Below are 21,632 nucleotides of genomic sequence, written 5' to 3' on the forward strand. Positions count from 1 at the left end.
ATCATATCAAATACATAAGTTAATTAACTAGGGCTTGTGCAGCTTGAAATCAAGCTTACTGCCACTAATTGCCTCCGTCTTTGATGTGTTGTGCATATAAAAGTGCATTTTTTTGTCTGAATGGTTGGTAATTACGACAGAAGTGCTTAGAATTGAGCGCTTATATAAATAGTAATAGCGAGTGAAAGCTACATTAACTCTTTGCCAAGAAGTAATGTGCATTATCACTGTTTTTTTAAACGTTATGTCGAACTAACCGAGACGGACGTCGTCTTACTTGGGTTTAAAAGCAACATACAACAAAACAGGCCGCCCATTAACGCATGAAAAACACCTGCGCCATGCTTGTTTCCGCGACTCTTTTGCCTACAGTCGCGTTTGCACAGGAAACGACAGCTTCAAATTCTAAACCAACGTCAGATGCAGCCCCTCTTGCATTCTGCTCAGTCGAACCTGTTACTTTCAGTAGCCAGGCATTAATGCCCAAAGGCCACGTTAAAGTTGAAGCTAACCGTACTGAAATTATCCAAGATACCGTAGCGCTGTTTTCTGGTAATGTTGATATCACGTCAGATACTGCGGTAATTAGTGCATCTCAAGCACAAATTAACGGAAGTGGCAGAGACCTTATTGCGAAAGGCGACGTAACGTATCAAGACTCGCAGTTAAAAGTAGAAAGTGATGCCGTGACCCTTCGCTCTGAAGAAGAGCGCTTAGAAATGCAAAATACCCGCTATCAGCTGACGGGTTTTGTGGGTCAGGGAGCCGCAAAAGATATTGTATTAGATACAGACACGGGAATTGTGCTCAAAGAAGTTAGCTTCACTACGTGTCCTGAAGGCGATGAAGACTGGCTAATACGCGCCAGTGAAATTAGTTTGGAAAAAGGGACCGTATGGGGCCAAGCCAAACACACACGCTTCTACATTGCCGATGTTCCAGTGTTTTATTTACCGTATTTTGCGTTCCCTGTTAGCAACGAGCGCCAAACGGGCTTATTGTTTCCAGAGTTAACCAGTTCAAGCAGAACGGGCGTCGACTATACGCAGCCTTTTTACTGGAACATTGCCCCCAACTATGACATGACCATCTCACCGCGATTGATGACCCTTCGCGGTCTTCAGTTGAATACTGAGTTCCGTTATCTAACGGAGCGTAGCCAAGGCAAAGCGTACGTGGAGTACTTGCCGAGCGACTCAGATATTAGTGGGAACCCTGACCGATATTTTTATCGCTTGGAGCATCAAGGGCTTATAGCTGACAACTGGTTACTAAACGTTGATTTCAACGGATTAAGTGACGACAACTATTTAGTTGACCTTGGTTCAGATTATTACAGTCGCGCTGACACCCACCTATATCGTAGCGTTGGATTAAGTTACTACTCGCAAAATCTATCCGTAAATATGCAGATAAAAGATTTTGAAGTACTGGGTAATACTGCAGATAGCTATCGCGCCGTACCTGAGATCAAAATCAACTACAACAAAGCGTTAGGTGAATATCTAGAGTTCAACCTAGACTCAGAAGTCGCACACTTTGACAATACTCTCGATACCGCTCCAACGGCTACTCGTTTTCACGTTGCACCTACTTTAGCGGTGCCGCTTCGCGCAGCATGGGGTGAACTTGTCGCAGAAACCACGCTTTTTCAAACGGTTTATCAACAAGACAATGTTGAAGGAACTGACTTAAAAGAAGATGTTGAACGCACATTAGGACAAGCTCGCCTTTATGGCGCATTATATTTTGAAAGGGATAAATCGTGGTTCAGCGACGATATGTCGATGACTTTAGAGCCAAAGATTCAATATCTTTATACATCGTATGAAGACCAAACTGCGATTGGATTCTATGACTCAACGCCGCTGTTAACCGACGTTGAAGGATTGTTTAGAGGTCAGGAATTTACTGGCCTTGATAGAATAAGCGATAACAACCAAATCACCCTTGGCGCGACCACACGCATGTTGGATAAAAACAATCGGGAACAATTTGTTCTTAGTGTGGGTCAGATATTCTACCTTGAAGATAACAAAGTCATTGCGGCAACCAAGAATCAAGATCGTTCAGCGCTCGCCGCTGAAGTGGATTGGCGCTTTAATAAAAACTGGTTCTTCCATTCTGATGTGCAAGTGACCACTGACACAGACAAAGTTGACTTAAGCAGTGTGGGTATTGAATACCGCAAGGATGATTCGCGCTTTATTCAATTAAGTCATCGCTATGTTCGCGATCTCAGTGGTGAAACCATAGATCAAATTGGTATTTCGGCAAGCTGGCCTATTTCTGAAAATTGGCAGTGGGTTGGCCGTATTTACCGAGATCTTGAACGCAATAGAAGTGTAGAAACCTATGCAGGTATCCAGTATGAATCATGCTGTTGGGCGGTGCGATTAGTTGCGCAGCGCAGTCTGAACAACCGTTACAATGCTAGCGGCGAACAGACAACAGACGATTTTGATTCTGGAATATCGCTACAATTTATTTTCAAAGGCATCGGGTCATCTGGTACCCAAAGAAGCATGCTTCAAGACGGTATGTTTGGCTATCGTCAGCCTTATAGTTTAAATTAACCCGCAGTTGAGCGCTTACAGCGCTTAAATGCAATCAACCAATAATAAAAGAGTGTGTATGAAGTTCATTATCCGTGCATTGATGTTAGGTGCCCTACTCTCGTTTAACAGTGTTGCGCAAGAGGTCATGCTTGACCGCGTGGCCGTAATTGTTGACCAAGGTGTTGTGCTTGAAAGCGAAATTGATGCCCTTGTACAAGACGTTAAACGCAACGCAGAAGCTAATAATCAACAGCTACCGTCAGATCGTGCGCTTCGTACACAGGCCATTGAGCGTTTAATCACTAAGAGCCTTCAGCTTCAAATGGCAGAGCGTATGGGTATTCGCATTAGCGATCCACAGTTAGAGCAAACCATTAGCAACATTGCAGCGAATCAAAATGCAACGATTGAAGAACTTCGTGCCCAATTAGCGGCAGAAGGTATTGCATACGATGATTACCGCGAAGACATTCGCGAAGAAGTTATCATGGGTGAAGTTCGTCGTGCTAACGTACGTCGCCGTGTTTATATTACACCTCAAGAAATTGAAACCTTGATTGACCTGATGGAACAGCAGGGCGCTACTCAAGCTGAATATCGCTTAGGTCACATTCTTATTGGTTTCCCGCCAGAGCCTACAGATGATGATATTCAATCGGCACGTGAGCGTGCAGACAAAGTCATTTCACTATTAGAGTCAGGCTCTGATTTTGCTAAAATCGCCATTGCGTCATCATCAGGTAACGAAGCGCTCGAAGGCGGTGACATGGGCTGGCTTAACATTAACGCCATGCCGACGCTTTTTGCTGAAGCTATTCAAAACAAAGACAAAGATGCTCTTGTTGGTCCTATTCGAAGCGGTGCAGGCTTTCATATCCTAAAAGTATTAGATACGCGCGGTATTGAGAAAGTCACGGTGGAAGAAGTAAACTCTCGCCACATTCTTGTTAAGCCGTCAATCATTCTTAGCGAAGACAAAGCTAAAGCCATGCTAAACCGCTTCAAGGAAGAGGTGAAAAATGGTGAAGCTGATTTTGCAGAGCTAGCTAAAGAGCATTCAGAAGATCCTGGTTCAGCCCTTCGCGGTGGCGAGCTTGGCTGGTCGGATCCAAATAATTACGTGCCTGAGTTTAAAGACGCACTTGCACAGCTTGAGCCTGGAGAATTTAGTGAACCTGTTCGTACCGTGCACGGCTGGCATTTAATTCAGCTTATTGAACGTCGTATTGATGACGCTACCGATAAGCGCAAAGAAGATAAAGCTTACCAGCTTATCTTCAACCGTAAATTTTCAGAGGAAACCGAGAACTGGTTACGTGAGATGCGTGATGCCGCTTACGTAGAAGTTGTCGACTCGTAACAATAAGTTATTCATGAGTACACCAATTAAAATAGCAATAACGCCGGGAGAACCGGCAGGTATCGGGCCAGATTTGATCATAAAACTGGCCCAGGAAGCATGGCAAGCGCAGCTTGTCGTGTTTGCCGATGGCGAAATGCTCAAAGCACGAGCAAGCGCCTTGGGGCTGCCATTAACGCTAATCGATTACGATGCCACTAACCCGCAAATTCAAGATGCGGGTTCGTTGTTTATAAAGCAAATAGATAAATCCGTTGACGTTACGCCAGGCGAGCTTGATAGCGAAAACGGGTTATACGTAGTAGAAACTCTGCGCCAGGCGTGTCAGGCAAATATGGATGGCGACTTCGACGCCGTCGTTACCGGCCCCGTACACAAAGGCATTATCAACAAAGCAGGGGTATCATTCAGCGGTCATACTGAGTTTTTTGCGTATCAGTCCAATACCATTGATGTGGTTATGCTTCTGGCAACTGAAGGTCTTAATGTAGCGCTTGCCACCACGCATATTCCCCTTGAGTATGTAGCGAAAGCTATCACCCGAGAGCGTCTTCATAAGGTCATTCATATCATCAACACCGACCTTAAATTGAAGTTTGGCGTTAAAGAGCCTCACATTTATGTGTGTGGCTTGAACCCTCACGCGGGTGAAGATGGTCACATTGGCACTGAAGAAATTCATACCATCATTCCGGCGCTTAACGAACTAAGAGAAGAAGGCTTAAAGATCACAGGCCCTCTACCTGCAGACACCATATTTCAACCCAAATATCTGGAAAATGCTGACGTAGTGCTGGCTATGTATCACGACCAAGGCTTACCCGTGCTAAAATATAAGGGTTTTGGGGCTTCAGTGAATATCACGCTAGGGTTACCTTTCGTTCGTACATCGGTAGATCACGGTACTGCATTAGACTTAGCAGGAACAGGTGAAGCCGACGCCGGTAGTTTCAGAAAAGCATTGGAAAAAGCCATCGAGCTTGCACATCATCAACAATGAGTAAAACACACTTAGGCCATACGGCCAGAAAGCGATTCGGACAAAACTTCCTTCACGATGATTACGTGATAGGCAAGATTGTTGCGGCCATCGCGCCACAAAATGAACAAAACCTGGTAGAAATTGGACCAGGTTTAGGCGCATTAACAGATCCTGTTTGTGAAGAAGTAGATGCACTCACAGTCATTGAGCTAGACAGAGATCTTGCTAAGCGATTGAGACACCATCCATTTAACGGCAATAAGCTAACGGTTATTGAACAAGATGCGATGACAATGGATTTCGGTGCTTTGTGCAAAGAAATGCCAGTCAAAGACAAAAAGCTTCGCGTATTTGGTAACTTGCCCTACAACATTTCGACACCACTAATGTTTCACCTTTTTGATCATGCTCACTGCATAGAAGATATGCATTTTATGCTTCAAAAAGAAGTGGTAAACCGCTTGGCAGCAGGACCAGGTTCTAAGAATTACGGCAGGCTTTCCGTTATGGCGCAGTATTACTGCCACGTCATTCCGGTACTCAATGTTCCGCCGGGTGCCTTTAAGCCACCCCCGAAGGTTGATTCTGCAGTAGTGAAGCTAGTGCCGCATCAGGCTCCGCCAGTAGACGTTGAGTCTGTAAATACGCTTGAGCGCGTCTGTGCACAAGCGTTCAACCAGCGCCGAAAAACCATTCGCAACTCGCTGAAAGACAGTTTAAGTGAAGAGGAGATCCGTGAGCTAGGTATCGATCCTACCTCTCGCGCAGAAGTATTATCACTTAACGATTTTGCCACAATAGCAAACGCTGTGTCGGCAAAAGAGCACCAACAAGAGCAGTAAGTTCTCTATGGATGTACTTGATATTAAGGTGCGGGTGAAAACCCGTCACCTTCCCGACCACCTTCCGTCAGATTCAAAGCAATTTGCCTTCGCGTACCACATTACGATTGAGAACAATAGCGACCATACGGTGCAATTACTCAGTCGCTACTGGAAAATTACCGATGCAAATGGCAAAACATCAGAAGTTGAAGGTGATGGGGTTGTAGGCAAGCAACCTATCATGAAAGCGGGCGAGCATTTTGACTATACCAGTGGCGCTGTCATTGACACGCCGGTTGGGAATATGGAAGGCTACTATGTAATGGAATTAGAGAGCGGCGAGCGTTTTCGCGTTCCTATCGACGTTTTCCGATTAGCCATTCCAAGTATTCTTCATTAAGGTTTCTATGTCGCAAGGTAACACGTACGTCATTGGTGATATACAAGGCTGTTACGATGGTCTTCGTCGCGCGTTAGATAAAGTAAAATTCGACGAAGAAAACGATACGCTACTCGCAGTAGGTGATTTAGTTGCTCGAGGAGAAGATTCTTTGAGCACATTGCGCTTTTTAAAGTCTCTCGGCAGCCAGTTTAGCAGTGTTTTAGGAAACCACGACCTTCACTTACTTGCCGTTGTAAACGGCATCCGCAAAGCAAAAAAATCCGACAAATTAGAGCCTCTACTTAATGCTTCAGACTTGGCCGAACTTATTGACTGGTTGCGTCAGTTCCCGTTGGCAATGAAGTTAGATGAGCAATCAGTAATGGTGCATGCTGGACTCTATCCTAAATGGTCTATCGATGAGTGCGTTTCACTTAGTGACGAAGTTAGCAACATCCTAAAATCCGACAATTACGCTGCTTTTCTTTCAGAAATGTATGGTAATAAACCCAACAACTGGTCAGATAAACTTAAGGGTGATGAGCGACTGCGTTTTATTGTGAATGCGTGTACGCGCATGCGTTTTGTTCATACCGATGGCACACTCGATTTTGATAACAAATCTCATCCCAGCGCAGTATCCCACAGCACTAGTAGCACGTTAAAACCATGGTTTGAAGTAGAGAATAAAAAGCTCGGTGACGATCAACGAGTGGTATTTGGGCATTGGGCAGCTCTGTCGGGCCAAACGAACAGTCATCAATTTATCGGCTTAGATACAGGCTATGTTTGGGGGCAAAGCATGACTTTGCTAAACCTGAACTCCGCTTCGCTTGTGAGTGTTTCTGCCTAAAACCAGAGTTTACTGGCTCCGCAATTATCCAATTCTCACATATTTACGTGTATAATTTTAAGCACCAACTGGTATTACCAGTTAAACTTTCTACACTTAAGTGCTAAATAAAATAAACATTAAGTTATTGTAGCCGATACACTTACTTACGATAGTAACGATAATGTCTCATTATCTACTCAGTAATTAAGCAAACTAGCTTCTTTAATCGCTATATTTTGTTTGCTGAGACGGGTAATATCGTTAGGGATAAAAATAAAAAACACTCATCCAGGAGTTCCGATGAAAATAACGGTAGCCACACGCGTAATCGGGGGATTTGTAGCGATTAGCGCACTTCTGATCGTCATTAGTGTTGTTTCACTTTATAACCTCAACTCAATAGGCTCAGCAACGGAAGAAGTAAATGACGTTGCATTACCCACAGTAGCAGGCAGCAATGCACTTAAAGCCAGCTTTCTCAATATGGGCCGACTTACCTTCGAGAGCTACATCGAAGAAGATCTAAATGGCTTAAAAGACAAACGAGCGTCTTTTAACTCTGCCAAAGACACCTTTGAGAGTGAATATAAGAAACTGGCGCAGGCCGTTAATAACGAGCCTGAACTAAAGAGCACGCTGAATACTGTACGTGAGTCATATGAAGCATATATCACCAATGTTGAAGCGATGTACAAAAATCACCAAATGTATCTTGATATACGCAACACAATTCAAGACAGACTGGGTGACGCTGAAGACAACGCAGACGATGCATCTACCTACCTTCTAGACTTCTCAGACTTAGATGCTGTTCAGCGCGACCCTAACCTACGACGTGCGGCAGAAATCGGCAGTCAACTTGAGACGTCGCTGCTTTCTTTGCTAACGGTTTCATACGAGTACATTAAAACAGAGACACTGGTTCGTTCACAAACGCTAGGCAACGAAGTTGATTTGGTTGTCGAGAAAGTGGTCACGCAATTAAGCGACATGATGCAAACTGCGGGCGGCCGCGATGATTCTGGTACTCTTGATGATATTAACGACTTGGTTAACAACGCAATCAATGCGATTAAAGCTAACGATGGCGTGGTTCAGCTTCATGTTGATCGTCTAGAGCGCAGAAATGATGCTGAAAAAGCGCTTAACGCTTCAGACTCAAATATCGCGCAAGCGGTTGTCGCTCTAGAAAACCTGCTCAATCTTGCAGACAAGAAAGCGTCACATGTAGAAAGTCAGGTTAACGGCGCCATTGCGACGGGCAACACGTTCGTTATTGTGGTTGTTATTATCTCGATTGCAGTAGCAGCATTTATTGGCTACGTGACCGTTCGCGCAATCACACGTCCGCTTTATCGTGTAAATGAACTTCTGACGGTGGCTTCATCGGGTGACCTTACTCACCGTCTAGACGATTCGGCGCAAGACGAATTTGGTCTTTTAGCCCGAAACTGCAATACGCTAATTGGAAACCTGAAGGAGCTCATTACAGCCATTAACGTTCGTGCTGAACAGCTGGCAGCCGCCTCAGAACAAACGTCTGCAGTGACGGCGCAAACGACGCATTCAATTCAGGATCAGAAATCACAAATTGGCCAAGTAGCAACAGCAACCACAGAAATGCACTCTACGTCGCAGCTGGTTGTGCAAAACGCTGAAGATACACTAAGTCAAATTCGCCATGCGGATGCTGAGGCTGAGAACGTGCGCCAAATCTCACTAGAGAATAAGAACACCATTGAGATCTTATCTCGTGACGTTCAAGAAGCGGCAGACGTTATCAATAAGCTTCATCAAGACAGCGCAAGCATTGGTGGCATCTTAGACGTTATCCGTGGTGTTGCAGATCAAACCAACCTGCTCGCCTTGAATGCTGCTATTGAGGCAGCGCGTGCCGGTGAACAAGGTCGAGGCTTTGCGGTTGTTGCTGATGAAGTGAGAACCCTTGCCAGCCGAACTCAAGAATCGACACAAGAAATCAACGCTATGATTGAAGTGCTTCAAGCGGGTGCTGAAAAAGCGGTATCGGTGATGAATCAAGGTAAAGAGCAAACTGCGGCGTGTGTGGCACAAACTGAAAAGGCTACACAGGCGTTGGATATCATCTCAGACGCCGTTCACAAAGCCCATGACGTGAGCTCTCAAATTGAGCAGTCTGCCCGTGAACAGAATACGGTATCACAAGAGATCAGCGAAAAGCTTGAAACTATTGTCGGTATCGCTGAAGAGACGACAGCTGGAGCACAGCAAACGTCTGAGTCTAGCCATGAAGTGGCTCGACTTGCTGAAGAGTTACAACAGTCTATCAGACAGTTTAAAGTGTAACGCTTTTTACAAACCTGTTTTAAGAAGGGGCTTTTAGCCCCTTTTTTGTGTCTAACAATTAATCTGGCACACTTTAGGAATGCATAGATAGTTACTTTAGAACAGTTTAACTGAGCATTAATCGGCTTTAATTCGTATAAGGACTATTCGTAACAAACCACTAAAAAAGAATGATATTTTCCCGTTTTCGCTTGCCTCTTTTCATTACTACTTTATTGGCGTCAACAATGATCCAGGCTGAGCCATCATATTACAAAGATACAGAAACCCTTCCCTATTCCATTATCGAGACCCTTGATGAAGATATTGAAGTGAGGCATTACAATGAAGCGTTAGGCGTAATGTCTAGTGGGAATGAAGATAACGGAGCATTTCAACTACTCTTTAATTATATCTCTGGTGAGAATACATCCAGTAGCAATGTGTCAATGACGTCCCCCGTAGAAGTTGGAAAGCGCTCTCAAGAAATTGCAATGACCTCTCCTGTCGAAGTCTCATCTTCAGAAACAATGATGTTTTTCTTGCCCAGCAAATATGACATTAAAAGCGCTCCTGTGCCTACGCACAAAGATGTATCGCTGGTTACTGTACCAGCGAGAACGGTAGCCGCTATTCGTTATTCAGGTTTCAACAAGGACAGCGATAAGAAGCAGTATACGAATAAACTGCTTAAAGCCCTTAGGGACAATAATATTGAGCTTGATGGTGAACCTAGCTATATGGGCTACGACTCGCCTTTCACCCTACCGTGGAATAAACGTCACGAAATCATTGTACCGGTCGACATTTTGAAATCATCTACAAACTGATGTGAAATAAAAACGGCCGCCTTTAAGGCGACCGTTTTTTGGGGTCATTCAGCACAGTAGGTGCTTATTCAAATAACGCCGTGTGAAGCTTGCGAACCACGTGGTCACTGTCGGTCTCGTTAACCAAGAACGATAGGTTGTGCGGGTTGGCGCCAAAGCAAATCATACGCAGGTTGAAATCTGAAACCGCAGCTAAAATCTTGCTAGAAACACCAACAGCGGTTTGCATGTTGTTACCTACAACCGTGACAAGGTCGTAACCTTTTTCTACTTTCACATCACAGATAGTTTCAAGTTCAGCAATGGTTTCTTTGTTTAGTCGCTGAGCCACAGAGTTTGCAGGGTTATCAAGGGTAAAAGATACCGAGATTTCTGACGTGGTAACCAAATCAACACTTAGCTTGTGCTTAGCGATGATGGCAAATACCTGCTGCAGGAAGCCTTGCGCATACATCATCTTCGGTGTTTTCACTGTCACCATTACCTGCTCTTTACGGCGAGTAATAGCGCGATACGGTGGTTCGTGCTCACAATCACGCACAATCCAAGTACCGCCCTTTTCTGGCTCCTTACTAGAGCCTACAAACACCTTTATGTCCTTGCGAAGCGCAGGCTCCATAGTGGCAGGATGTAGTACCTTGGCACCAAAGGTGGCCATTTCCGCCGCTTCTTCAAAGCTGAGTTCAGGTAACGGATGAGCAGCTGGCGTGATGCGCGGGTCAGTTGTGTACACCCCTGTTACATCAGTCCAAATCTCACACGATTCGGCATCAAGCGCTTCAGCAAGTAGCGCCGCCGTAAAATCTGAACCACCACGACCTAGCGTTGTAGTACGGCCTTCCTCGTCAGCACCAACAAAGCCTTGAGTAACCACTATCGCGTCTTTAATTTCAGGTGCCAGCAATTGTTTAGACAGCTTTTCGATTTCTTCGATTTGCGGCGCACCTTCTCCAAACTCACTGTCCGTACGTAACACCTTACGTACGTCAAAGTTCATGGTTTTTACGCCCTGCTCTGCAAGCACTGAAGAGAACATCAGCGATGACATCCGCTCACCCATTGAAAGCAGCTGATCTTTTAAATCATCACGGTGAAGGATTTCTTCATGAAACGCTAAGCTTCGCATTTCATCTAACAAGTCGTTGAGTTTTGGCTCAACCGTGTCTTTATCTTTCAACTTGTTAAGAATGGCAAGCTCAATATTGATAATGGCCTGACAAGTCTCTTCAATTTGCTGTTGCGTCATAGGTGTGTGCGCTAAGCTTACCAGGTGATTGGTTACACCTGCCGCAGCGCTCACTACCACAATGCGCGTTTTGTCATTACCGGCAACAATTCGGGCGCAGTTTTGCATTACTTCGTAATTCGCAACGCTAGTTCCACCGAACTTAGCTATCGATAAGGCATTTGTCACTATATTTAACTCCAGAATAAAACTAGCATTTCGCTAGCAGCAACCGCGCGTTTTGCGCGGTTAATCAATCGTTATTTGGTCGCCTACTTTTATATTATTCTCGGCAAACCACCCTTGGTTCATTTCCAACGCGTAAAGTACCTCTTTCGATGATCCGACCGACTCCAAACTATGCGGAGTGAGAGGTTTTATATCCGTTATTACGCCTTTTCTGTCGATAAATGCTACGTCTAGAGGAACAAAGGTATTTTTCATCCACATGCCCGCAAACTTTGGGCTAGAAAACTTAAAAAACATACCGCAGTCTTCACACAAGGCTTTGCGAAACATAAGACCCTGTGCGCGTTGTTCAAAGGTTTTGGCATACTCAACTTCATAGTGCTTGCCGCCAATCTCAAGTGTAATGGATTCAAAGTCCACTGAATTCAGCGACGATACAGGGTCAACCTGCGCTTTTGCACACCCTAAGGTTAATACAAGTGCAGCAACAATAAAGAAAGATTTTCCCATTAGACATTCCTTTTCGCCATAAAAAAGCCGGTCACCCTAACGGTCACCGGCTTTGTAGTTTATACACTATTTTAAGCAACATTCAATGTTGGAATAATGCGCGCTTTTGCTTCTTCCTCAGCCTTTTTAAAGCTGGGCATTTTGTCGAAGTTTAAGTAGCGGAATACTTCACCCGACATTGCGTTAATTTTGCTGGCGTATTCCATGTATTCTTCGGCAGTTGGAATGCGCCCAACAATGGCACCCACCGCAGCAAGCTCTGCTGAGGTCAAATAAACATTCGCCCCATCGCCCAAGCGGTTAGGGAAGTTTCGAGTAGACGTGGAAAGTACGGTTGTTCCCGCATCCACCCTTGCTTGGTTACCCATACATAGTGAGCAGCCCGGCATTTCCGTACGCACACCTACACGACCATAAATGTTGTAATAGCCCTCTTCCATTAATTGAGCTTTGTCCATCTTAGTCGGTGGTGACATCCATAAACGGGTGGGCAGTGTTTTGTTGTATTGCTCAAGTAGCTTACCCGCTGCGCGGAAGTGACCAATGTTTGTCATACATGAACCAATGAAGACCTCGTCTACCTTATCACCTGCAACGTCAGATAAGGTTTTCGCATCGTCAGGATCATTAGGGCAGCACACAATAGGCTCTTTAATTTCGTTAAGATCGATTTCGATAACCTCGGCGTATTCAGCGTCTGCATCGGCGCGCATCAATTCAGGGTTAGCTAACCATTCTTCCATTTTTTGCGCGCGACGCTCTAAGGTACGTGGATCGCCATAACCTTCGTTAATCATCCAGCGTAGCATGGTAATGTTTGAACGCAGGTATTCAGCAATCGACGCTTCAGATAAGTTGATAGTACAACCGGCTGCTGAACGCTCCGCCGATGCGTCAGAAAGCTCGAACGCCTGTTCTACGGTTAAGTTCTCTAGCCCTTCGATTTCTAAAATACGGCCAGAGAAGGCGTTGATCTTGCCTTTTTTCTCGACCGTTAACAGCCCTTGTTTAATGGCGTACAGCGGAATGGCGTGTACTAGGTCGCGTAGCGTAATGCCCGGCTGCATTTCACCCTTAAATCGCACCAATACCGACTCGGGCATATCTAGCGGCATAACGCCAGTAGCCGCAGCGAACGCGACCAAGCCTGAACCTGCAGGGAATGAAATGCCTAAGGGGAAACGAGTATGCGAGTCACCACCCGTGCCTACTGTGTCAGGCAACAGCATGCGGTTTAACCAACTGTGTATAATGCCGTCACCAGGACGAAGCGATACTCCACCGCGGTTCATTATAAAATCAGGTAGCGTGTGCTGCGTTTCTATATCCACCGGCTTTGGGTAAGCGGCGGTGTGACAGAATGACTGCATGGTTAAATCGGCAGTAAAGCCAAGACAGGCTAGGTCTTTAAGCTCATCGCGGGTCATGGGGCCTGTAGTATCTTGCGAGCCCACGGTTGTCATTTTAGGTTCGCAGTAGGTGCCTGGGCGAATACCGTCGACACCGCACGCCTTACCCACCATTTTCTGCGCTAGCGAGAAACCCGCTCCACTGTCTTTTGGCTGTTCAGGCGTACGAAATAAGTCCGTTGGGCCTAAACCTAGTGTCTCACGCGCCTTCTCGGTAAGGCCACGACCAATAATCAGGTTGATACGCCCACCTGCGCGCACTTCATCCAGAATCACCTTCGACTTATAGCTGTATTCTGCAAGAAGTTCACCGGTTTCATGGTTGGTGATTTTGCCTTCAAACGGATAGATGTCTATCACATCACCCATGTTCATTTTGTCTACATCGGCTTCAAACACCAATGCACCGGCATCTTCCATAGTGTTAAAGAAGATAGGCGCAACTTTTGAACCAATGCACACGCCGCCGCCACGCTTATTAGGCACACCCGGTAAGTCTTCACCAAAGAACCACAACACAGAGTTAGTTGCCGACTTCCGTGACGAACCGGTTCCAACTACATCACCAACGAAAGCAACAGGATAGCCCTTACTTTTAACTTGTTCTATTTGCGCCATTGGGCCTTTTACACCAGGCTCTTCTGGCTCTAAACCTTCGCGGGGCATTTTGTAAGCTGCCAGGGCGTGCAGAGGAATATCTGGACGAGACCATGCGTCAGGGGCTGGCGACAAATCATCAGTGTTCGTTTCACCTGTTACTTTAAACACGGTGTAAGTGATTTTATCGTCCATTAACTTGCGCGACGTGAACCACTCACCTTCAGCCCAAGATTTAATGATGTCAGTGGCATGCTCGTTACCCGCTTTGTGCTTTTCTTCCACATCGTGATAAGCATCAAACATTAAAAGGGTATGTTTCAGCTCTTTTGCTGCCAACGGCGCAAGCGCTTTATCATCAAGTAGCTCCACTAAAGTGGCAATGTTGTAGCCACCGTGCATATTTCCTAGCAGTTCAACGGCTTTCTCTTTAGAGATAAGCTCACAACTGTCTTCACCTTTTGCGATTGCACTTAAAAACCCAGCTTTAACGTAAGCTGCCTCATCAACCCCAGGCGGTACACGTTCTGACAGCAATTCTAAAAGAAAGTCCCCTTCGCCTGCTGGCGGGTTCTTTAATAAATCAACCAGGCCAGCTACCTGTTCAGCGTTAAGCGGTTTAGGTGGAATATTTTGGGCGGCACGTTCTTCAACGTGATTGCGGTAGTCTTGTAACACAGTCTCTTCCTCTAAGTTAGCTTGCGCAATGGGAGTAAACGGTCTTGTACGCACTTGACGCAAGGTGTGTTTAATAAATCATCAACAGTATAACTTCACGGACTCATTTTTTAAATTTTAAGCCCTTTTAATTCACTTATAATCGCTATTCATAGCATTACTTTTAAACGCAAAAAGCGATTAATTGAAATTCAATAAAGCGACTTTAGTAATTAACCTGTGAGTAAGTTATAAGGCTTTTAGAGATAAAGACAAGGGTTAGCTGTATACGATGCTTCTTCAATTAAAGCAAACCGTAAACGATTAATACCAGTAAGTGAGAGGCAGTTCATTGTGACTATACTGGCAGTAAGTAAGTGTTATTTGGGCAAGTCTGTCTGAGGTCTAATGCGAAGATAGCTTGCAAACTTTGGCTTTCCATTTTTCGTTAAACCGTAGTACTTAAAGGTTACCCAGCTACCGATAGCGGGCGGAGATTGGCGCTCATTTTCTGAAAAGCCCGTTCCTAATTTAAATTGAATGCCTTCTCGCGTTTCTACAAGAAGCGAGCCCATCATTCCCTTAAATCGTCCTTTTCCCGGAAGCAGTGCCAGTACTTTCCCTTCTGCATCTTCAAAGCGTTTTACTTTGAGCAACTTGTCACTTCGCCCGGATGTGTACAGCGCTTGTTCATGATGAAGCATTAACCCTTCTCCGCCTTCCTGGGTTACTTGCTCCAGCTTTTCATCAAGTGAAGCAATAGACGTAAGCTTAAATTGAGGGATAACTGCAAACGTTGGATTGGGTGTAGATTTACTTAGGCTGTTAAGCATGTTGAGTCGCCGACCAAAGGGCTCACCCATCATAGGCATGTCAAAGGCCATAAATCTAACTTTGGCCCAGCGTTTTGCAGATAGAGAATTTGCTGCGGCAATAGTGTCTGCTGAAGACACTGTGCTAGATGAAGCGTTAGCGACAGAATGCGGCTCGATGTTTGTCAGCGTTGAAAGCACAATAGAAGCCGTACGTTCAAACTCCCCTCTTCCTATCCAAAGTTCACCGTCAATAGTGGTTTCTGGCCAGTTAGCGGTGAACCATGTTGGCGCGAATATCTTGTTCCCATTACGGGTCAGTAATTCAGTACCGTTCCATCTTGCGCGAATACCGTCTAGCTTCTCACTAACCCAATAGTCAGCTACGTTAATATCAGTGCGACTTTGATCGTATTGCTTAGCAAGCTGCAGCCCCTCGACAGTATCGAGCATGTGATTAGCATTAACGTTAGCAATGGCGGTGATTGAAAGTACACATACAGCAGTCAAAAAGTTTCGCATCGGCTCTTCCTATAACGTGTTAACCTTTGCTTGCTTTAACGCTTTTAATAGAGAAGCAAAAACAAAGAAGGCAGAGTAAATTACTCTGCCTTCTTTATTTTTATAACTGTACGCAGGAAGGTTTTTTTCGCTTAATTGAAAAGGCTCTAGTCGGTAATAATATCAATAACTGAGATCAGCACGTCTTCAGCAAACGCTTCACCTGCCGTTCTTTCTTTATCACGTCGCAGTTTGTAAGTTTCCAAGCAAGCGCTTTTGTCTATTAACATAAACCTGATGGCATCGTGCTCAGACGAACCAAGTGGTCTTCTGGCACCAGTTCATTGATATATACCGTTTCAAACTCGTATTGTTGTGGAGACTTTGGGGTTAGCATGGTGAACACTCCGAATTTCACTATGCCTATTAGATCAAAGCCCCAGACTTTCGTCTGGGGCTTTTTCAACAGTCTGAAGTCCCAAACGAGGTTGGGGCTTTTAAATGCGTTTGAAAGCGTTAAGTACTTATACGCGCTTAACAGCTACATCTGCTTCGAACTTAGGCTTAACGGCCAAGTCTTCAGAAGGTGGAGCAAACTTAGTTAGGTCAATGCCTGCAACCGCTTGCTTGTACTCTTCGGTCGTTGGGAAACGACCAAGAACCGTTGAAAGTACTACTAGCGGTGTAGAGCCTAGTAGTGATTCACCTTTTTTCTCAGCAGAGTCAGCTACAACACGACCCTGGAAAAGACGTGTAGATGTCGCGATAACTGTGTCGCCAGGCTCAGCCTTTTCTTGGTTACCCATACACAGGTTACATCCAGGACGCTCTAGGTAAAGAATGTTGTCGTACTTAGTACGCGCCACTTCTTTAGGGTTAGCATCATCAAACTGGAAGCCTGCATATTTCGCTAGAACGTCCCAATCGCCTTCCGCTTTAAGCTCGTCAACGATGTTGTATGTAGGTGGAGCTACAACTAGTGGTGCTTTGAATTCAACAGAACCGTTAAGCTTTTCTAGGTTACGCAGCATTTGTGCGATGATTTGCATGTCGCCTTTGTGCACCATACAAGAACCAACGAAACCTAGGTCTACTGGCTTACCATCGTAGTAAGAAACTGGACGGATAACGTCGTGGGTATAACGCTTAGATACGTCTTCGTTGTTTACGTCTGGGTCAGCAATCATTGGCTCGTCGATTTGATCTAGATCGATAACCACTTCTGCGTAGTACTTCGCGTTGTCATCTGGCGCAAGCGCTGGCTCTTCACCAGACTTGATTTCAGCAATACGCTTATCAGCTAGGTCAATTAGGCCTTGAAGCATGTTCGCTTCGTTGTCCATGCCCTTGTCGATCATGATTTGGATACGGCTCTTAGCAAGTTCAAGCGACGCAATCATTGTCTCGTCATTTGAGATACAGATTGATGCTTTCGCCTTCATTTCTGCAGACCAGTCAGTGAATGTGAATGCTTGGTCAGCCAATAGAGTACCGATTTGAACTTCAATTACACGACCTTGGAACACGTTCTCGCCAGAGAATTGCTTAAGCATTTGCGCTTGAGTCGCGTGAACCACGTCACGGAAGTCCATGTGCTCTTTCATGCTACCTTTAAAAGTAACTTTCACAGACTCAGGGATTGGCATTGCCGCTTCACCCGTTGCAAGAGCTAGTGCTACCGTACCTGAGTCGGCACCGAATGCTACACCTTTAGACATACGCGTGTGCGAGTCACCACCGATGATAATGGCACGATCGTCTACTGTAATGTCGTTAAGCACTTTGTGAATAACGTCAGTCATTGCATGGTAAACGCCTTTAGGATCACGTGCAGTGATTACACCAAAGTTGTTCATGAACGACATAAGCTTAGGAATGTTAGCTTGTGCTTTTTTGTCCCATACTGATGCCGTGTGACAACCAGACTGGTAAGCACCATCTACAACAGGAGAAATCGTTGAAGCGGCCATTGACTCAAGCTCTTGGCACGTCATTGGGCCAGTCGTATCCTGAGAACCTACAATGTTTACTTTAACGCGTACGTCAGAACCCGCGTGAAGCGGAGCATCTGAATTTACGCCAACTGCATTTCGGTTAAAGATTTTTTCAACCGCTGTTAGGCCTTGGCCTTCGTGAGACACTTCTTTCGACGCTGCATATACGGCTGGCGCTTTTGTACCTAGAGTACGTGCTGCGAAAGACTGTAGCTGCTTACCGAATACAACTGCGTAAGAACCACCGGCTTTCATGAACTCCATTTTTTGAGGAGTAAATGATGCAGAAACGTCAGCAAGTTCTTCTGAACCGTTGTAAAGCTTCTTCGCCTTAGTATCGATAGTTAGTACAGTACCAGTTGCTACTGAGTAAGCTTCTTCAAGTACTGGGTCACCGTTTGCATCGCGAACGATTTCACCGTTTTCATCAGTTTTCTTAACCCAGTTCTTAAGGTCAAGACCAATACCACCGGTTACGTCAACAGTAGTAAGGAAGATTGGCGCAATACCGTTAGTACCAGCAACAATTGGCGCTTTGTTTACAAATGGAATGTAAGGGCTTGTTGGCTCACCTGCCCATAGTGCAACGTTGTTCACACCAGACATACGAGATGAACCTACACCCATTGTGCCTTTTTCAGCGATAAGCATCACTTTAGCATTCGGGTGCTTCTTACCAAGTTCAACAATTTCTTGCTGCGCTTCAGGAGAGATCATGCACTGGCCGTGAAGTTCACGGTCGGCACGTGAGTGCGCTTGGTTACCTGGAGAAAGAAGGTCAGTTGAGATATCACCTTCAGCGGCGATGTAAGTCACAACTTCAATTTTCTCTGGAACATCAGGAAGCTTGGTAAAGAATTCAGCTTTTGCGTAGCTTTCTAGTACGTCTTTAGCAATAGCATTGCCAGCTTTGAATGCATTTTCAAGACGCTCAGTGTCAGCTTCGTATAGATAAACTTGAGTCTTCAATACTTCTGCCGCAGGCTTAGCAACCGCTTCGTCATCAGAAAGTGCTAGGTCTAGTAGTACTTCTACAGACGGACCACCTTTCATGTGTGAAAGTAGTTCAAGCGCAAACTCAGGGGTAATTTCTTCTACTTTTTCTTCGCCAAGTACAATTTCTTTTAGGAATTGTGCTTTAACACCCGCCGCAGGTGTAGTACCTGGAAGCGTGTTATAGATAAAGAATTTTAGAGAGTCTTCGCGATGCTCGTTTGTTGTATCTTTAATTTGAGCAATAATTTCAGACAGCAGATCTGCACTGTCGATTGGCTTAGGGTTAAGACCTAGTTCCGTTTTACGGGTTTCGATCTCTGCCAGATATTCTGAATACAAACTCATATAGTTCTCTCGGTCTTAGTTTTACTTGGGCGTAGTGTTAAGTCGGTCTTAGCTATACGCATATAAAAATGAGGGATATTTTAACCGATTTTTAGCGGTTACGTAATGACTGAAAGTAAACAGTTAGGTATTCACCCGCCTAAACTGTCGTTGTGTTAAAGCACTTACATTTTTACTAGAAAAACGAATTTTAATTAAAAGCAAAATTAAGCCAATAATTTCATGCAGTTAGAAGCAAACCATTTGAAATCAATGACGATATTTAGCTTGAATGGTTTGACCAATAAAGATAAATAATAGTGTTGCACTTATGACAGACATTCATTTTATTTATGGTGCTACCAGTACAAATTACCATCAATTTTGAAACAAAATTTCATTTATTAATGTTTTCTGTGCCTAATTTCCTCTTGGCGATACCTCGATCACTCTTCCATTTTCACCATCGGTCAAAAGAAGCAGGTTACCTTGATGATCAAGCGCAATATCCCGCAGCCGTTCCCCAGGTCCCTCAAAAATTTTTGTAGAGATATATTCGTTCGATACGGCTCTAACAGCATACAAAGCTTTGGCTTTCAAACTGGTAACAAGTAACGTATTAGCTAGCATCGGGAAACGCCCATGGGAATAGTAGATCATGGAGGATGGCGCTATAGAAGGTGTCCAGTCTACAATGGGGCCAGTCATTCCCGGATAGGTCGAAAAAGGCGAAATTCTAGCGCCGGAATAGTCTTTGCCTAGTGTAACAACTGGCCAACCATAATTTGCGCCTTGTTGAAGAAGATTTACTTCATCACCGCCATCTGGGCCGTGCTCATTCAAAAATAGGTTGCCGTCACTCCCCTTTACAAGTCCTTGGGGATTGCGGTGTCCAATACTAAAAATAAAGGGGTTATCAGGAAAAGGAGGGTTGGCCAACGGCTTGCCGTCTATTGTGAACCCTAGCACTTTTCCTAGTTGTGAACTGATAACTTGCGCTTGCTCGCGATAATCAAAGCCATCTCCTGTCGTAACCAAAAAGCCCTGTTTTGTGTTTAAAGCACTGCCCTCTAGTTGAAGCAGTTTCCCACCGTAGTGCACAGGCGTGTCTTTGGCTTGTGCCAGTGCTAACACTGGCTGAATGTTAGTTATGCCAGAAGTAAGGGAAAGCTGTCCTTTTACTATGGCAAGACGGTTTGCACTATCGCTCCCCTTGGAATAACTCAGCAACACGGTTCTGTCTTCAGGGAATTGCGAAGGTATAAGAAGATCGAGTACGCCTCCTTGCCCTTTGGTGTACAAGTCATCGAGCATTAAAGAAAACCGCGCACTTTCCCCCTTATTGTCAATAATTACCAGCTCACCATCTCGCGTTACTATCAATATATGGGTACTTGCCTGAGCCTTATCGATAACCGTCGTTAAGGCCTTGGGAAACGCCAATGAGGTAGCGATATCTTCTGTCACGACATGCTGGTCAAAATTTTCATAGGCCGTTAGATTTGAGCTACCTGCTTCACGTTGCTCAGTATTAGATGCGTGCTTTTGAGTGAGTTCAGAGGCAGTAGTTACGGCAAAAGCAGGAGCTAAAGCAGCTCCCAATGAAGAAAAAGCCAGTAAACTGATCATCGAACGCCATGACTTCATTGTGATTGTCCTCTTTTACTTAACATACTATGGTATACCCTATTGCCACGCTCAAACTATTTGAGGCCTGTTGAGTCTTGTTCTAATACACTGTGCGACAAATCTTGGACTACAAAAATGAACAACCTAATACGACGCACTATTTTCCATTTTTTACCATCATGGGCCGTCGGCTTTCTACTAGCAAGTACGTTTCACTCGTGTGCCGTTTTAATCGGACTCATTCGAATTGATGTCGATATGAATCCAAGCGATTGGTTTTTCATGATATGGCAAGATGCACTAGGCCTTTTGCCTACTTACGGCGTGATTATTGCCATTACCTTATTGTTGGCGTTCTTGGCGACACATTTCATTGTTAAACGAATTAATCAAAATGCTAGTGGCTCTTCCAACCGGACCCGATTTATTCTTTTCACAATAGCGGGAGGCCTGTCGTTCTTATTAATGCTCATTGCCATGCAGCCCATATTGAATGTGACCCTAATTGCAGGCGCTCGCACTACCTTAGGACTTACCGCGCAATGCATGGCAGGCATCTGTGCTGGTGGGCTATATAGTTACTTAAGTAATAGTTCTACAAACAATTGATAACTAAAAATTATAATACTAAATAACCCAACCCTGATGTAAATGAAAAGTTAAGTTTGCTACTGTAAGGCATAAACACCCTACTTACTTTGCCCTACTAGGAAC

General features: G+C 44.9%; 15 protein-coding genes. 9 read left to right on the plus strand and 6 right to left on the minus strand.

What is annotated here, in order from left to right:
• The first annotated feature begins 323 nt into the window (after positions 1-323).
• The 8 genes from lptD (at position 324) to ACFI6J_RS13480 (ending at position 10,075) form a co-directional block, all read left to right on the plus strand.
• Positions 324-2,576: an LPS assembly protein LptD gene (lptD, locus tag ACFI6J_RS13445; RefSeq protein WP_462586211.1), complete on the plus strand. Its 2,253-nt coding sequence runs from the start codon at positions 324-326 to the stop codon at positions 2,574-2,576.
• Positions 2,577-2,604: 28 nt separating this feature from the next.
• A complete protein-coding gene (gene surA / locus ACFI6J_RS13450; protein ID WP_342290482.1) occupies positions 2,605-3,918 on the plus strand; it encodes a peptidylprolyl isomerase SurA in 1,314 nt (437 codons plus the stop codon).
• A gap of 13 nt (positions 3,919-3,931) precedes the next feature.
• Positions 3,932-4,918: a 4-hydroxythreonine-4-phosphate dehydrogenase PdxA gene (gene pdxA, locus ACFI6J_RS13455; protein ID WP_014975694.1), complete on the plus strand. Its 987-nt coding sequence runs from the start codon at positions 3,932-3,934 to the stop codon at positions 4,916-4,918.
• Positions 4,915-5,742: a 16S rRNA (adenine(1518)-N(6)/adenine(1519)-N(6))-dimethyltransferase RsmA gene (gene rsmA / locus ACFI6J_RS13460; RefSeq protein WP_462586212.1), complete on the plus strand. Its 828-nt coding sequence runs from the start codon at positions 4,915-4,917 to the stop codon at positions 5,740-5,742. The genes pdxA and rsmA overlap by 4 nt, the downstream gene beginning before the upstream one ends.
• Before the next feature lie 7 nt (positions 5,743-5,749).
• Entirely contained in the window at positions 5,750-6,124 is a 375-nt protein-coding gene (gene apaG / locus ACFI6J_RS13465) for a Co2+/Mg2+ efflux protein ApaG (RefSeq protein WP_014948307.1), read from the plus strand.
• Between the two features lie 7 nt (positions 6,125-6,131).
• Positions 6,132-6,959 (plus strand): symmetrical bis(5'-nucleosyl)-tetraphosphatase, encoded by an 828-nt coding sequence (locus ACFI6J_RS13470; protein WP_156085947.1) that lies wholly within the window; start codon positions 6,132-6,134, stop codon positions 6,957-6,959.
• A 282-nt stretch (positions 6,960-7,241) separates the two neighbouring features.
• A complete protein-coding gene (locus ACFI6J_RS13475) occupies positions 7,242-9,266 on the plus strand; it encodes a HAMP domain-containing methyl-accepting chemotaxis protein (protein ID WP_014948305.1) in 2,025 nt (674 codons plus the stop codon).
• A 227-nt stretch (positions 9,267-9,493) separates the two neighbouring features.
• Positions 9,494-10,075, plus strand: coding sequence for an SOUL family heme-binding protein (locus ACFI6J_RS13480; RefSeq protein WP_014975692.1), 582 nt, complete (start codon positions 9,494-9,496; stop codon positions 10,073-10,075).
• Between the two features lie 64 nt (positions 10,076-10,139).
• Here ACFI6J_RS13480 and lysC read toward each other — a convergent pair whose 3' ends face one another.
• The 6 genes from lysC to ACFI6J_RS13510 form a co-directional block, all read right to left on the minus strand.
• On the minus strand, positions 10,140-11,489 hold the full coding sequence (lysC, locus tag ACFI6J_RS13485) for a lysine-sensitive aspartokinase 3 (RefSeq protein WP_462586213.1): 1,350 nt from the start codon (positions 11,487-11,489) through the stop codon (positions 10,140-10,142).
• A gap of 60 nt (positions 11,490-11,549) precedes the next feature.
• A complete protein-coding gene (locus ACFI6J_RS13490; protein ID WP_014948302.1) occupies positions 11,550-11,999 on the minus strand; it encodes a DUF192 domain-containing protein in 450 nt (149 codons plus the stop codon).
• A gap of 71 nt (positions 12,000-12,070) precedes the next feature.
• Positions 12,071-14,683 (minus strand): bifunctional aconitate hydratase 2/2-methylisocitrate dehydratase, encoded by a 2,613-nt coding sequence (gene acnB / locus ACFI6J_RS13495; RefSeq protein ID WP_462586214.1) that lies wholly within the window; start codon positions 14,681-14,683, stop codon positions 12,071-12,073.
• A 359-nt stretch (positions 14,684-15,042) separates the two neighbouring features.
• A complete protein-coding gene (locus tag ACFI6J_RS13500; RefSeq protein ID WP_187446185.1) occupies positions 15,043-15,996 on the minus strand; it encodes a DNA ligase in 954 nt (317 codons plus the stop codon).
• Positions 15,997-16,499: 503 nt separating this feature from the next.
• Positions 16,500-19,310 carry a bifunctional aconitate hydratase 2/2-methylisocitrate dehydratase gene (locus ACFI6J_RS13505; RefSeq protein ID WP_374960422.1) on the minus strand — a complete coding sequence of 937 codons (2,811 nt, stop codon included), beginning with the start codon at positions 19,308-19,310 and terminating at the stop codon, positions 16,500-16,502.
• 399 nt (positions 19,311-19,709) lie between these two features.
• Positions 19,710-20,936, minus strand: coding sequence for a PQQ-dependent sugar dehydrogenase (locus ACFI6J_RS13510; protein ID WP_462586215.1), 1,227 nt, complete (start codon positions 20,934-20,936; stop codon positions 19,710-19,712).
• 117 nt (positions 20,937-21,053) lie between these two features.
• Between ACFI6J_RS13510 and ACFI6J_RS13515 the strand changes: the two genes are divergently transcribed.
• The gene (locus ACFI6J_RS13515; RefSeq protein WP_253819426.1) at positions 21,054-21,527 is read left to right on the plus strand and encodes a hypothetical protein; all 474 of its coding nucleotides are present in this window, start codon (positions 21,054-21,056) and stop codon (positions 21,525-21,527) included.
• Positions 21,528-21,632: the final 105 nt, after the last annotated feature.

This window comes from Alteromonas sp. G4i13, assembly GCF_054960505.1.